General features: G+C 49.0%; 13 protein-coding genes and 1 tRNA gene. 11 read left to right on the top strand and 3 right to left on the bottom strand.

The window, feature by feature from the left end:
- The first annotated feature begins 92 nt into the window (after positions 1-92).
- The 7 genes from H8S65_RS02430 to H8S65_RS02400 all read left to right on the top strand — a co-directional run bounded on the left by H8S65_RS02430 (position 93) and on the right by H8S65_RS02400 (position 8,563).
- Positions 93-875: a phosphatidylinositol-specific phospholipase C/glycerophosphodiester phosphodiesterase family protein gene (locus H8S65_RS02430; RefSeq protein ID WP_186928378.1), complete on the top strand. Its 783-nt coding sequence runs from the start codon at positions 93-95 to the stop codon at positions 873-875.
- 10 nt (positions 876-885) lie between these two features.
- Positions 886-1,461 carry a hypothetical protein gene (locus H8S65_RS21370; protein WP_436277864.1) on the top strand — a complete coding sequence of 192 codons (576 nt, stop codon included), beginning with the start codon at positions 886-888 and terminating at the stop codon, positions 1,459-1,461.
- A gap of 787 nt (positions 1,462-2,248) precedes the next feature.
- Positions 2,249-3,013 (top strand): ParA family protein, encoded by a 765-nt coding sequence (locus tag H8S65_RS02420; RefSeq protein WP_186928377.1) that lies wholly within the window; start codon positions 2,249-2,251, stop codon positions 3,011-3,013.
- A 3-nt stretch (positions 3,014-3,016) separates the two neighbouring features.
- Positions 3,017-3,907, top strand: coding sequence for a ParB/RepB/Spo0J family partition protein (locus H8S65_RS02415; protein ID WP_186928376.1), 891 nt, complete (start codon positions 3,017-3,019; stop codon positions 3,905-3,907).
- A complete protein-coding gene (locus H8S65_RS02410) occupies positions 3,904-4,620 on the top strand; it encodes a DUF5683 domain-containing protein (RefSeq protein WP_186928375.1) in 717 nt (238 codons plus the stop codon). Before H8S65_RS02415 ends, H8S65_RS02410 begins: the two co-directional genes overlap by 4 nt.
- A 4-nt stretch (positions 4,621-4,624) precedes the next feature.
- Positions 4,625-6,175 carry a lytic transglycosylase domain-containing protein gene (locus H8S65_RS02405; protein ID WP_186928374.1) on the top strand — a complete coding sequence of 517 codons (1,551 nt, stop codon included), beginning with the start codon at positions 4,625-4,627 and terminating at the stop codon, positions 6,173-6,175.
- An 87-nt stretch (positions 6,176-6,262) separates the two neighbouring features.
- Positions 6,263-8,563 carry a RelA/SpoT family protein gene (locus tag H8S65_RS02400; protein WP_186928373.1) on the top strand — a complete coding sequence of 767 codons (2,301 nt, stop codon included), beginning with the start codon at positions 6,263-6,265 and terminating at the stop codon, positions 8,561-8,563.
- 93 nt (positions 8,564-8,656) lie between these two features.
- Here H8S65_RS02400 and H8S65_RS02395 read toward each other — a convergent pair whose 3' ends face one another.
- From H8S65_RS02395 to H8S65_RS02385, 3 genes are all read right to left on the bottom strand, one after another.
- Positions 8,657-9,052, bottom strand: a complete 396-nt coding sequence (locus H8S65_RS02395) for a DUF3127 domain-containing protein (protein WP_186928372.1) — start codon at positions 9,050-9,052, stop codon at positions 8,657-8,659.
- Positions 9,053-9,138: 86 nt separating this feature from the next.
- A complete protein-coding gene (locus tag H8S65_RS02390) occupies positions 9,139-9,495 on the bottom strand; it encodes a MerR family transcriptional regulator (protein WP_186928371.1) in 357 nt (118 codons plus the stop codon).
- A 15-nt stretch (positions 9,496-9,510) separates the two neighbouring features.
- A complete protein-coding gene (locus H8S65_RS02385; RefSeq protein WP_186928370.1) occupies positions 9,511-10,494 on the bottom strand; it encodes a M23 family metallopeptidase in 984 nt (327 codons plus the stop codon).
- Positions 10,495-10,591: 97 nt separating this feature from the next.
- Between H8S65_RS02385 and alaS the strand changes: the two genes are divergently transcribed.
- The 4 genes from alaS to H8S65_RS02365 all read left to right on the top strand — a co-directional run.
- Positions 10,592-13,219 (top strand): alanine--tRNA ligase, encoded by a 2,628-nt coding sequence (gene alaS / locus H8S65_RS02380; RefSeq protein ID WP_186928369.1) that lies wholly within the window; start codon positions 10,592-10,594, stop codon positions 13,217-13,219.
- Positions 13,220-13,412: 193 nt separating this feature from the next.
- Positions 13,413-14,477 carry a 3-dehydroquinate synthase gene (gene aroB / locus H8S65_RS02375; protein ID WP_186928368.1) on the top strand — a complete coding sequence of 355 codons (1,065 nt, stop codon included), beginning with the start codon at positions 13,413-13,415 and terminating at the stop codon, positions 14,475-14,477.
- Positions 14,478-14,513: 36 nt separating this feature from the next.
- Positions 14,514-14,588, top strand: a tRNA-Pro gene (locus H8S65_RS02370).
- Between the two features lie 141 nt (positions 14,589-14,729).
- A partial coding sequence (locus H8S65_RS02365; protein WP_186928367.1) for a transposase occupies positions 14,730-15,163 on the top strand: 434 nt, incomplete at its 3' end.

Raw genomic sequence — 15,163 nt, 5'->3', positions numbered from 1 at the left:
TTTATCAGATTGATCAGGGCAAATGTAAACAATATTCCCGGAGAATTAGATAAAACTGTTTACCTTTGCCTCATCAAATATGAATCTGCTATATGAAACTAAAAGTAATTATCTTGCTGATCAGTCTGTTATCCGGCTCTCTCGAAGCCCAGGAAATTCATTACAATGCTTTCTCGCACAACGATTACGAACGGCCCCGCCCGTTATTCGACGCCCTCTCGTTCCGCTTCAATTGCGTCGAAGCGGATCTATGGCTGATCGATGGAGAATTGTATGTCTCCCACGATTCGGTCGCCCCTGACCCGGATATCACATTCGAGAAACTATACCTCCTGCCATTAGTCGAACGGATCAAAAACAATAACGGCAAAGTATATCCGGGCAGCGACCGCCCGTTTTACCTGATGGTCGATTGCAAGACAGACGGCGAAGCGATGTACCCCGTCCTGAAAAAGAAACTGGAGCCGTATGAATCTCTTTTCTGCCATGAGAAAGACGGGGAGCTTCAAGAAAGCGCCATCCTGTTCTACCTGTCGGGCAGAAGCCCCCGCAAGGCCATTACCACCGAAACCAACCGTTTTATCTTCCTTGACGGCACGATAGAAGACTTGGGAAAAGGCATTCCAGCCGTCCTGATGCCTGTCGTCAGCGATAATTATTCCAAATACATCGGTTGGAAAGGCCAGGGAGAGATACCCGCCGAAAAGCTCGAAAAGATGCGCGGATATATCCGGCAGACCCATGCGGAAGGCAAGCAGTTCCGCTGGTGGGGCGCCCCGGACACACCGCTGTTCAAGAAATTCTTTATCCAAGAGGGAGTGGATTTGATCGGAACCGACGACCTGAAAACCTATTTTTTAATTTCTAATCCTTAATATAACACCTATGAGCGAAGAAAAGCAAAAAAGACATCCGAAAGCTGGTCATCCAGAGCATCATCACAATTCTGACCGCCATCGGGACTTCACTGGGAGTAACTTCCTGCATATAGTCTTTCCGCGTAAGGTCGGTTCGCTGACCACCCTTACTATCCTCGGATTTTTGTTATTCTCAATCTGTATATATGGGCAAAAGCCCGTATATACAGGACTAAATGCCGAAAAACGTCTTTCTTACAAGCTAACGCCTGAATGGAAAAAGCATAAAAAATATCAGGCGCGGGGATGGACGACATTTGGCGTTGGAAGTGCTATGGTGATCAGTGGTTTTATGGGGTATGCCATAGATAATATGGAAGGTCCAACCACTCGGTATCGCTTTATGATATTGGGATTTACGGGCGTCGCCGTAACCGCTGCAAGCATCCCTCTTTTCATTTTCTCGGTCAAGAATAAAAAGAAAGCAAAGACGAACGGTCGTGCGTCTCTGCTCTACTTGGGGAATAGCGCACTGGCCATCCCCTCGCAAAATGGTTCGGGGATGGCGTATGCAAATGGAATGTCGGTCGGTATCTATTTTTAGCGTCAGAAGCGTGTGACGTGACAATATAACAATATGACAATATTAATTCCATGCCTGATCCCTTTGTTTTTTTATTGATTAGGTGTTCCATCATAAGAATATCCTCTAAATCCCCCCTGGTTGTTTTATTTAATCAGGGTTCACACTGCTTTGGAAACTCTGTAGATCAGCATGTTGCTGTGAACCCTGTGAATGCAAGATAAAAAGGGCGGGATCGATCGATAGGATTGGCTGATCGTAATCCGGTTTCACAGCCTTCACAGCAAATTACTGGCCATTAGCCTTTTACCAGCCGTGAACCCTGTTTTCAGTTTTCTTATATAAGGGTTCGGAATTGGTTCCTGTCCCATAAAATATAGGTTATAGGCTAAAAAATACAGCCTTTAGCCTGTCCGGGAAAAGCCTATAGGGTAGCAGGAAAAAGGCAGGCATCTATCCGGCAACCGACGCCGACCTTTTCGGGAAGCGACAGGCATCTATAGGGACAACTTCACATACGAGGTTTGAGCCTGATAGAAGTGAATCATATTACACATTTTTATCGGTTAAAGTAAATACCGACGGTCGTACTGGCAACTCTTTCCTTTCTTTATTATAGGATTCGTTATCATTCCTAAAAAATACCCTCCATCGCGCTCATTTGAAACAAGTTATTAAATATTCTGTTTATATTTGCAAGTTATCAACAGATAAGGCGACTTTTCAACAAAACAGGCATTGTTTTGCTTAAACCGATTTGTGTTAGGTTTTTAATGTTTAGTTTTGCCCCCGAATAAATAGACAAAGTATGGGAAAGATTATCGCTTTAGCAAATCAGAAAGGTGGGGTAGGCAAGACTACCACAACGATTAATCTGGCTGCATCGCTGGCCGCACTCGAGAAAAAGGTGCTGGTGGTCGATGCGGATCCGCAGGCTAACGCTTCGTCGGGACTGGGCGTGGATATCCGGAATGTGGGATTGTCCATCTACGAATGCCTGGTGAATGGCGACGACCCGAAAGGCGCTATTACCAACACCGAGGTGGAGGGGCTGGATATTATCCCTTCGCATATCGACCTGGTAGGTGCGGAGATTGAAATGCTGAACATGGAGAACCGGGAGCAGATACTGAAACAGATGCTGGTCCCGTTGAAAGATCGGTACGATTTCATCTTGATCGACTGTTCTCCCTCTTTGGGACTGATCACGGTTAATGCCCTGACGGCAGCCGATTCGGTGATGATACCCGTGCAATGCGAGTACTTCGCACTGGAAGGTATCAGCAAACTGTTGAATACGATAAAGATTATCAAATCGAAGCTGAATCCCGCTTTGGAAATCGAAGGCTTCCTGCTGACCATGTACGACTCGCGTCTCCGTCTGGCCAACCAGATATACGAAGAAGTGAAGCGTCCGTTCCGGGACCTGGTTTTCACGACCGTTATTCAGCGTAATGTCAAATTAAGCGAAGCTTCCAGCTACGGCAAACCCGTATTGCTTTACGATGCCGAGTCGAAGGGAGCTCTTAATCACATGCAGCTTGCACAGGAGCTGATAGATAAAAACAAATAAAGTATGGCAGTAATGAAAAGATCGGCTCTTGGCCGCGGATTGGATGCTTTGATAACGATGGACGACCTGAAAACGGGCGGTTCATCGTCTATTAGTGAAATAGAGCTGAGTAAAATCCAGCCCAATCCGGATCAACCCCGTTCTGTTTTTGAGGAAGAGACGCTCGAAGAGCTGGCTACTTCCATCCGTTCATTAGGCGTCATCCAGCCGATCACGCTGAAAGAGACGGGGACGGACAAATACATGATTATCTCCGGTGAACGCCGGTATCGTGCCTCCCTGATGGCGGGATTGGAACGCATCCCTGCCTATATCAAAACCGCAGCAGACGAGAATGTCGTCGAAATGGCACTGATCGAGAATATCCAGCGTGAAGACCTGAACTCGATAGAAATAGCCCTGGCTTACCAGAAGCTGATCGACAGCTACGGCCTGACGCAGGAAAAACTGAGCGAACGTGTCGGCAAGAAGCGGGCGACGATTGCCAATTATCTCCGCCTCCTGAAGCTCCCTGCCGAGATACAGGTGGGGCTGAAAGACAAGAAGATCGACATGGGGCATGCGCGTGCACTGCTTCCGGTCGAGGACCCGGAAGTGCAGTTGGCGCTTTACGAACAGATCCTGGCGGAAGGATTGTCTGTCCGTAACGTCGAAGAAATAGTACGCGGCGGAGTGGATGCGGCAGTCCTCGAACAGGCCAAAAAGGAAAAGCCCGCCCAGCGGAAACCGAAACTTCCTGAGGAATTCAACTTGCTGAAGGATCATCTGTCCAGTTTCTTTAATACAAAGGTACAACTGGTATGCAACGAAAAAGGAAAAGGTAAAATAACGATCCCCTTTGCATCTGAAGATGAATTGGAAAAACTGATCGGCTTGTTGGATAAGTTGAAATGAGAAACGGGAAAACGATTTTATTGATAGTTGTCTTGTTGTGCGGTTGTGCATGGTCCGGTCATGCGCAGAGGACGATAACGGCAAAGCAGGATACGGTAATACCTGCCGATTCTGTCGTTACGGCTGTGCTTTCGGCTGCCGACTCGCTTCCACAGCCGAAGGTAAAGCTGAAGGAATTCAAACCCGATCCGAACAAAGCGCTGCTTTACGCGTTGGTTCCGGGCTTGGGACAGATATATAATAAGAAATACTGGAAGCTCCCATTGGTGTATGGAGCCTTTATGGGCTGTATGTATGCGATCACCTGGAATAATAAGAATTATAGTGATTATTCGAATGCCTATTTCAACATTATGGAGGACTATCAAAAGGTGTTGGAAGGGCAGCAAGAAGGTCATACACCGTACACCGGGCCGTGGAGCGAGAGTTGGACGATCTTTGTGCCGAGTGGGCAGGAGAGCACGTATGTCTCGAATACCCAGTTCCAGGAAAACCTGAAACGCCGGAAAGATTACTTCCGCCGGTACAGGGATTTGAGCATTATCATTACGGTCGGGGTATATGCGATCACTATTATCGACGCGTATGTGGATGCCCAGCTGTTCGACTTTGACATCTCTCCGGACCTGAGTATGCACTGGTCGCCGGAGGTAACCCCGAAGACCCGCTATACGCCGGGTTCGTATGGATTGAATTGCAGTTTTAAGTTCTAACATCATGAATAAAAACCTACTTATCCTATTCTGCCTGTTCAGCCTTATGCAGGTCTCCCGCGCACAAGACCCTATATTCGGCGAACCGCAGCATTCGACATTATCGGCAGACTCGCTGTCTGACGTAGTGGGCCTGATACCTGAAAGCCTCGATGCAAACGTGGATAGTTTGCTTCATTCCTGGCACGTGCAATACTTTTCGAAAGTGGATGAGTATTGCCACGACGATGCGGAGAATGTCTATTTCCCCGATTCTGTTTATGAAGAGCGCCTGGAGCGTCTGCCGAGTGTGATCCGTTTGCCTTACAACGAGGTGGTGAGGGATTGCATCGACCTGTATGCAGGGCGCAAGCGTGATCTGGTACGCTACATGTTAGGCATGGCGGATTTCTATTTTCCTATTATCGAACAGGTGCTCGACAAGCATAACCTGCCTTTGGAGTTGAAGTATCTGGCTGTCGTCGAAAGCGCCCTGAATCCGGTTGCCCTTTCCCGTGTGGGGGCTTGCGGGTTATGGCAATTCATGCTTCCGACCGGCAAGATATATGGCTTGGAGATCAACAGCCTGCTGGACGAACGGCGTGATCCGGAAAAGGCGACCGAGGCGGCTTGCAAGTATTTCGAAGACATGTATGCCATCTATGGAGACTGGAACCTGGTGTTAGCTTCCTATAACTGCGGTCCGGGCAATGTAAACAAGGCGATCCGCCGTTCCGGGGGCAAGACCGATTTCTGGGAGATTTTCCGCTACCTGCCCCGTGAAACCCGTTCGTATGTACCGCTGTTTATCGCTGCCAATTATATCATGAATTACTATTGCGATCACAATATCTGCCCGATGCAGACCAGCCTGCCGCTGGCGACCGATACGGTTATGGTGAACAGCATGCTTCACCTGCAACAGGTTTCCGATGTGCTGGGGATCGACATCGAACAGCTTCGTGCGCTCAATCCGCAATATAAACGCGATATTATACCGGGGAATACGGAACCTTCCGTATTGAAACTTCCGGCATCGCAGACCTATGCGTTTGTCGACAAGGAGGATTCGGTCTATACGCATCGTATAGAAGAGCTGCTGGCCAACTGTGTACCGGTCAATGCCGCCGACGGATCGAAGAATCTCACGCTTGAGAAAATAACCCATGTGGTTGCCTCCGGTGAGAATATCTATACCATCGCGAACCGCTACGGCGTCACTCCGAAGGATATCCGTAAATGGAACGGGCTCGGTTCCAACCGTGTTGCCAAAGGCCGCCGCCTGCGTCTGCATGTCGATAACGGAGGTGTCGCATTTGCTTCCGCCAAGACAAAGAAAACCGAAAAGGCTGTGACTGCAAAAGCGGAACAGAAGGCAACTCCTGTCGCTGCCAAAAGCAATCAGACGGCTCGCGTATCAGGCAAAAGTTTGACTTATAAAGTGCAGTCCGGCGATTCCCTTTACTCCATTGCCAAGAAGTATCCGGGAGTTTCCACAGACGACTTGCAGAAAGCCAACGGGCTGACAAATGCCGATATCCGGCCGGGACAGGTCTTGAAAATTCCGGTCGTTTAACTTTTTCTGTCGCTTTCGGGAATATATAATCAAATATTTATATATATTTGCCTACATACACGTTTAAAATACGGAAGGGCATTCGATATGAGCGACATAAATGAAACAAAAGACACAGCAGGCATCCAGCCTGGCCAGGAGGCGAAACCTGTCCTCTCGGCCGACGAGCAGATGATTCAGGACGGCTTTAACGCCCTGTTGCAGGATTACCTTAAGTCAAACCATCGCCGCAAGGTAGAACGCATAACCAAGGCGTTCAACTTTGCCAATCAGGCACATGCCGGCGTGAAGCGTCGTTCGGGCGAGCCTTACATCATGCACCCGATAGCCGTGGCGCGTATTGTTTGCCGCGAGATGGGACTGGGTTCCACTTCCATCTGTTCGGCCTTGTTGCACGACGTGGTGGAGGATACCGAATACACGGTCGAGGATATTAAGGACATGTTCGGCGAGAAGATCGCCCAGATCGTGGACGGCTTGACGAAGATTTCCGGCGGCATCTTCGGTGAACAGGCGTCGGCGCAGGCGGAGAATTTCCGTAAGCTGTTGCTGACGATGAGCGACGATATCCGGGTGATCCTGATCAAGATAGCCGACCGTCTCCACAACATGCGTACTTTGGGGTCTATGTTGCCCGCGAAGCAGTTCAAGATAGCCGGTGAGACGCTTTACCTCTATGCTCCTTTAGCACACCGCCTGGGGCTTTTCTCCATCAAAACGGAACTGGAAGACCTGAGCTTCAAGTATGAGCATCCGCAGGAATATGCCTTTATCAATCTGAAGCTGAAGTCTACGGAAGCAGCCCGTAACACCTTGTTCGAACATTTTGCCGTGCCGGTGGACAAGAAGCTGAAAGATATGGGGCTGAACTATGAAATGCGCGCCCGTGTGAAATCCGCCTTCTCGATCTGGAACAAGATGGAGAGCAAAGGTGTCAGCTTTGAAGACATCTACGATATATATGCTGTCCGTATCATCTTCGACCCGCTGCCGGGTGTGGATGAGAAGAACCAGTGCTGGGATATCTATTCCGCCATCACGGATGTCTACCGTATTCGCCCGGACCGTATCCGCGACTGGGTGAGCCGCCCGAAAGCCAACGGTTACCAGGCGTTGCACCTGACCGTGATGGGGCCTGACGGACAATGGGTGGAGATACAGATCCGTAGCCGCCGGATGGACGAGATTGCCGAGAAAGGCTTTGCCGCTCACTGGAAGTATAAGGAACATAACATAGAAGAAGATACTGAACTCGACAAATGGTTGCAGACCATTACCGAGATACTGGAAAGCCCGGACCCGAACGCTTTGGACTTCCTCGATACCATCAAGCTGAATCTTTTTACCTCCGAGATATTTGTCTTTACCCCGAAAGGCGACATCAAAACTTTGCCGCAGGGAGCTACGGCTCTGGACTTCGGATATGCCCTGCACTCGGATATCGGAAACAAATGTATCGGCGCCAAAGTCAACCATCGTTTGGTTCCGCTCAGCCATCAGTTGGCAAGTGGAGACCAGGTGGAGATCCTGACCTCCCGTTCGCAGAACCCGCAACCGGAGTGGCTGAATTTCGTCACGACAGCAAGGGCGCGTGCGAGAATCGACGCTTACCTGAAAAAGATCCGCAAAGAGGCCGCCAAAGAAGGCGAGATTAAGGTAATCGATGCTTTCAAACGCAACAATTTAGAAGTAAACACATCTAATATCGACAAGCTGTGTATGTATTTCGGTTTCTCCAAGCGTGAAGAATTTTACTATGCAGTAGAAAAAGGGGATGTGATCCTGCCGGAAAACATCCACAAACTGTTGAAGGAGAAAACGGACAATGTCTTGTTCAAATACGTCAAACAGGCACTCCGGGTAGCGACAAAAGCGACTACCGGAAAGAAAGAGGAAGAGGAAAAGGAACAACCGAAGGAAAAGCCGAAATATGACAAGAAGAAACCTTATATCCTGAAGGAGGAGGCTTTCGAACGCAATTACGTCATTGCCGATTGCTGTAAACCGATTCCGGGTGACGAATCGTTGGGCTTTATCAATGACGACGGCAACGTCGTAGTCCACAAACGTTCCTGCCCGATCGCCATGCGCTTGAAAAGCAGCTTTGGCGAACGCATCCTGAATACGGAATGGAGCAGCCATCATTCATCATTCGAGGCGACGCTTGAGATTAAGGGCATTGACTCGATTGGCGTCTTGAACACGATCACCCGCACGATTTCCGATGACTTCAATGTCAATATCATCCGTCTGCTGATCGAGGCGAAAGACGGCGTGTTCGAAGGAAGGGTGAAGATGAAAGTCCACGATGTGGAGGATATCCAGCGGATGTGTGTAGTCCTTTCTAAGATAAAGAATATCCAGTCTGTAGCCCGTGTGGCGGACTAAATAGAAAAAGCTATAGCCTTTTGCAAAAAAGGTATAGCTTTCGTCCGAAAAGGTCATAGGCTTTTGCGGAAAAGGCTATGACCTTTTTGTCCATTAGAAAGGCAGGTCGTCGATCGGGTTGGCCGGACCAAAATCAGGAGCAGCGGATACGGCAGGTGCGGATGCGGGTACTACGTTCTCAGGAGTCATGGCTCCCGGTGCTGACTGGGGAGCGGCGGCCATCGGGCGTTCCACTTTCCATGCACTGATATTCGTGAACCAACGTCCCTGATATTCGCGGCTGTCTATGTCGAAAGATACTGTAAGTTCTTCTCCGGGCTGTATGGCTGCCTGGTCGATGCGGTCTGCACCGAAAATCTGGAAGCATACTTTCTTAGGGTATTGGTCATGTGTTTCCAGGACATATTCCTGCTTTTTCCACTCGTTTCCGTTTTTGCTGATACCGCCTTGAACTGGCAGTACGGCGATGATTCTTCCCGTAATTTCCATGTTTATTGCTTTTATTAAATTGCTGCGAAGGTACGATTTTCCGGCGTAACAAGCTAATTCTTCGAGATCGTTTTTACGTGCAGCGACTATTTGGGAGCTTCCAACGCTTCGAATGCCTCCTTCATGCCGAGCAGTTCTTCCTTGATCTGCTTCAACCTGTTAACGATCTCTTCGTGGCGTATCGTCGTCTCCGGGTTCTCTTTCAGCTTTTGCCGGGCTCCTGCCAGTGTCATTCCCCTTTCCTTCACCAGGTGGTAGACGAGGCGTATGGCGTCGATATCTTCCTGCCGGTACGAGCGGGTCCCCTTGCCTGTCTTGCGTGGACGTATTTGGTCGAATTCCTTCTCCCAGAAGCGCAGGGTCGACTCGTTGACATCGAACATCTGCGCCACCTCGCTGATGGAGAAATAGAGCTTTAGATTTTTATCTTTATTTAATGCCATCGTATTAAACAATGTTTAATCCATAACCTGGCCGTGATTTTCGGCAATCTGTATCATACGGTCGTATTCTTCCGGAGTCAGGTCCATATAGTAGTATTTGGACGGGTTGTCGTGTTTGCCACGGACAATCACCTCGTAGTGAAGGTGCGGGCCGGTAGATTTACCTGTATTTCCCACTTCCCCGATCACTTCTCCGCGCTTTACTTTCTGCCCGACACGTGCCCGGAACTTGCTCATGTGGCCGTAAAGCGTCTGGAATCCGTGTCCGTGATTGATCATCAGACAGTTTCCATACCCCTGTTTCCAGGCGGCAAAGGTAACGACTCCGTCGCCGGTTGCATAAATTTCCGTACCCACTTTGGCGGAAAAGTCCATGCCGGAGTGGAAGCGTGGAGTGCGGTAGATCGGGTCGATACGCACACCGTAGCCGGATGCCGTACGTTTCAGGTCCTTATTGGCAATCGGCTGTATGGCGGGAATGCACTTGCTTCGTTCTTCCTGGTTCTTGCCCAATGCGATAAGTTCTTCCAGCGAGTTGGATTGGATATAGAGCTGTTTGCTCAACATATCCATCTTCCGGGTGGTCGAAACGACCAGTTCGGGGTTGGACAGGCTCATCAGATGTTCATACCGGTTGGTCCCGCCGAAGCCGGACTTGCGAACGGATTCGGGGATCGATTCCGCCTGGAAGATCGCCCGGTAGAGGTTTTCGTCGCGTTGTTGTATGTCATCCAAGACTTCCAGCGCATTGGTCAGGCGCAACGAAAGCACTTCGTATTGCGTCTGCAACAACTTGTTCTCCTTCTTTAAAAGCGATTCGACCGGCGAATCGAACGTGCGGGAAAAGATAAAGAAAATGCCTACGCCAATCACGATACCGATACTCAGGTGGCGGAGCACACCGAAAAAACGGTCTTTGGCGGAGGGGTAAACGCGCTCGTAACTGAGCGTGTTGGGGTTATATAAGTAATATGTTTTTCTGCTTTTAAATAGTTTCATCAAATATTTTCTTGCTTGGATACGTGCAAAAATAATAATTTGCTGTACTTTTGCAAATTGTTTTTCAGAATATTAACGAGACTATATAGAATAGATTATGTTGACAGCAAAAGAAATCCGTGAATCATTTAAAGACTTCTTCGCTTCCAAGCAGCACCAGATTGTGCCTTCTGCTCCGATGGTTGTGAAGGGCGACCCTACATTGATGTTTACCAATGCAGGTATGAACCAGTTCAAAGATATAATCCTGGGGAACGTACCCCGTAAATATCCACGTGTCGCGGATTCACAAAAGTGTCTTCGTGTGAGTGGAAAGCATAACGACCTGGAAGAGGTAGGACACGATACGTACCACCACACCATGTTCGAAATGTTGGGAAACTGGTCGTTCGGTGACTATTTCAAACAGGAAGCGATCAACTGGGCATGGGAATACCTGGTTGAAGTGTTGAAACTGAACCCCGACCGTTTGTACGCAACCGTGTTCGAAGGAAGTCCTGCCGAAGGCCTTTCACGCGACGACGAGGCTGCCGGCTACTGGGAAAAGTTCCTGCCGAAAGACCATATCATCAATGGCAACAAACACGATAACTTCTGGGAAATGGGTGATACGGGTCCTTGCGGCCCTTGCTCCGAAATCCATATCGACCTCCGCCCGGAAGAAGAACGTGCCGCTATCCCCGGCCAGGACATGGTGAACAAGGATCATCCGCAGGTGATCGAAATCTGGAACTTAGTGTTCATGCAGTACAACCGCAAGGCCGACGGCTCGCTCGAACCTCTGCCTGCCCGCGTGATCGATACCGGTATGGGATTCGAACGTCTCTGCATGGCTTTGCAGGGCAAGACATCCAACTACGATACGGACGTTTTCCAGCCGATCATCAAAGTGATTGCCGATATGGCAGGTACTTCTTACGGCAAGGACAAACAGCAGGACGTGGCTATGCGTGTGATTGCCGACCATATCCGTACGATCGCTTTCGCGATTACGGACGGGCAGTTGCCTTCCAATGCAAAGGCCGGTTATGTCATCCGTCGAATCCTGCGTCGTGCCGTCCGTTACGGCTATACGTTCCTGGATCGCAAAGAATCCTTCATGTATAAGCTGTTGCCCGTACTGATCGAAACGATGGGAGACGCTTATCCCGAACTGATCGCGCAGAAGACGTTGATCGAAAAGGTGATCAAGGAAGAAGAAGAATCTTTCCTGCGCACGCTGGAAACCGGTATCCGCTTGCTCGATAAGAAGATGGAAGAAACAAAGGCTGCCGGGAAGAACGTGATCAGCGGCGTAGATGCCTTTACGCTATATGATACATACGGATTCCCGTTGGATTTGACCGAGTTGATCCTGCGTGAAAACGGCATGGAAGCCAACATCGACGAGTTTAACGTCGAGATGCAGAAGCAGAAAGACCGCGCCCGCAACGCTGCCGCTATCGAAACCGGCGACTGGGTGGTACTGAAAGAAGGCGGATGTAACTTCGTGGGCTACGACTTGTTCGAATGTGATGCCGAAATCCTGCGTTACCGCCAGATCAAGCAGAAGAACAAGGTATTATATCAGATCGTTCTGGACCAGACTCCGTTCTACGCAGAGATGGGTGGACAAGTCGGCGACACCGGTTGGTTGATTGCCGACGACGAGACGGTCGACGTGATCGATACGAAGCGCGAAAACAACCTGCCTGTACATCTGGTAACTAAATTGCCGAAAGATGTGACGGCTACTTTCACCGCCAAGATCAATGAGAAGAAACGTATCCAGTGCGAATGCAACCACTCTGCCACTCACCTGTTGCACGAGGCGTTGCGTGAAGTTCTGGGGGCACATGTCGAACAGAAGGGTTCTTATGTATCTCCCGACTCCCTGCGCTTCGACTTCTCCCACTTCCAGAAAGTGACGGACGAAGAAATCCGTCAGGTGGAAAAGCTGGTGAGCGAAAAGATTCGTGCCAACTATCCGCTGGAAGAGCATCGCAATATGCCGATCGCCGAAGCGAAAGCATTGGGCGCTATGGCTCTGTTCGGTGAAAAGTATGGCGATGAAGTCCGTGTGGTTAAATATGGTAACTCTATCGAGTTGTGCGGTGGTACGCATATCCCCGCAACCGGTATGATCGGTTCCCTGCGTGTGGTCGGCGAAAGTTCCATTGCGGCAGGTGTACGCCGTATCGAAGCGGTAACGGCCGAAGGTGCTGAAAACTACACTTTCATGTTGCAAGATTCCCTCCGCGAACTGCGCGCGATGTTCAACAATGTGCCGAACCTGTCCCAAACCATCAAGAAGGCGATCGAAGAGAATGCCGAATTGAAAAAGCAGGTAAGCGACTACGTGAAAGAGAAAGTACAGCTGCTCAAGAAAGAGTTGATCGCAAAAGCCGTCGAGCGCAATGGCGTCAAAGTCATAGCCTTCCGTGGCGAAGCCAACGTGGATGCCATCAAAGACCTGGCTTTCCAGATCAAGGGTGAAAGCAGTACGGACGGAAAAGTCTTCTTTGTGGCAGGAATCAAAGACGGCGAGAAGTGCGCATTGATGGTTATGCTGAGCGAACCGCTGGTAGCCGAAGGCTTGAATGCCGGCAAACTGGTGAAAGATGCAGCGAAACTGATACAAGGTGGCGGAGGCGGCCAACCTCATTTTGCAACAGCCGGAGGCAAGAACGTGGCCGGACTGGGCGAAGCTGTCGAACACATCTTGGACGCAGCCGGCCTGAAATAAGAAGAAAGAGACGTTTCCCCTGCAAGGAATGATAGTTTCATGCAGGGGAAACTTTTGTTCCATGCAGGGGAAACTTTTGTTCCATGCCTATGAAACTTTAGTTCCATAAGCATGGAATTTTCTTTTCCCCGTTTTGATAATCGAATAACATATAATACCTTTGCCGCAACGATTATAATAAAAAAAGGACATTATGGCCGCTCAAAAAGTAGTAATCAGCAAGGATCTTAAAGCCGATTTGCAGGCATTCTTTGCTTCCATGAGTTATGATAAACTCTTTATCCTGACCGATACGAATACGCAAGAGAAATGTTATCCGCTGATAAAAGATATTCCTGCCTTGCAGGATGCCCCGGTCATTACCGTGCAGGCGGGCGATACACATAAAGACATCGAACAGGTTGCTTACATCTGGTCGCGCCTCTCGAACGAGGGGGCTTCCCGCAACTCTCTTTTAGTCAATTTAGGCGGCGGCATGATTACCGATATGGGAGGCTTTGCCGGTGCGACTTTCAAACGCGGGCTGCGGACCGTCAATATCCCGACTACCCTGATGGCCTCTGTCGATGCGGCTGTAGGAGGGAAAACCGGAGTTAACTTCAACGGCTTGAAGAACGAGGTCGGTTCTTTCTATCCTCCCGAATGTGTCTTTATCGATTGTGAGTTTCTGCGTACGCTCGACCGTGACAACTTGCTTTCCGGTTATGCCGAAATGATCAAGCATGCGCTTATCAGTTCGATGGATATTTACGCTTCCGTCCTGTTGTTCGACCTCGATGCGAAGATCGATTATGCTTTTCTGAACAAGATGGTCGCCCAATCCGTAGCCGTAAAAGAGCGTATCGTGGAGGAAGACCCGAAAGAGCACGGCATCCGTAAGGCGCTGAACTTCGGCCATACGATAGGTCATGCCTACGAAAGCCTGTCGTTTAAGAAGAACCGCCCTTTGCTGCATGGACATGCTGTTGCTGCCGGTATAGTCAGCGAATTGTATCTGTCTCATAAAGTATGTGGCTTCCCAATGGAGAAACTGAGCCAGGTTGTCTATTACCTGAAGGAGTATTATCCGGCTTTCGTGTTCGATTGCAAGGATTATGAGACCTTATACGAGTTGATGACGCACGATAAGAAAAATGAGGCTGGAATCATCAACTTTACCCTACTCTCTCAAGTGGGTGATGTTCAGATTAATCAGCAGGTAAGCAAAGATAAAATCCTCGAATCGTTGGATTTTTATCGTGAAAGCTTTGGAGTATAACGAAAAATATTTACCTTTGCAGCCGTAAAACAAAAGCGGGGTGTAGCTCAGCCCGGTTAGAGTACGCGTCTGGGGGGCGTGTGGTCGGAAGTTCGAATCTTCTCACCCCGACTAATAGCTGAGTAATATAAAAAGGAGGGTGTGTCAAAACCGTCGCATCCTCTTTTTTTATGCGCAAAGTCCGAACTTTCCCAAGCTCGGACTTTGTTATTACCCAAAGTTTATGTAACTTTCGGCATAAGATTTTTTGTTATGGCAAAGTTACATTTTCGTCCTTACATTCCCAACCAAACAGTTCTTTTTCCGCAGCGAATTGATGAAAACATAGCGGAGAACGCTCCTGTGCGCATCGTCAACGCGATAGTTGATAACCTTCATTTGGATAATTTCAAGAAACTCTATAAGGAAACAGGCCGCTGCCCTTATCATCCAAAAATGATGCTTAAGGTTATCCTCTACGCTTACATGAACAATATCTACTCCTGCCGTAAAATCGAGCAGCTGTTACTGCGTGACATTCATTACATCTGGCTTTCCGGGTATGAAAAACCGGATTTTATCACTATAAACCGTTTCCGCAACCGTGTAAAAGAAGAGATTAATAATGTCTTTACCCAGTTGGTCCTTGTCCTTGCCGACAAAGGTTTCATCAGCCTTGACGTAGAGTATATTGATGGTACTAAGAT

Origin of the sequence: Parabacteroides hominis, assembly GCF_014287585.1 — a bacterium.
GTDB classification, from domain to species: Bacteria; Bacteroidota; Bacteroidia; order Bacteroidales; family Tannerellaceae; genus Parabacteroides; species Parabacteroides hominis.
This window is presented reverse-complemented; position numbering and strand designations above follow the sequence as displayed.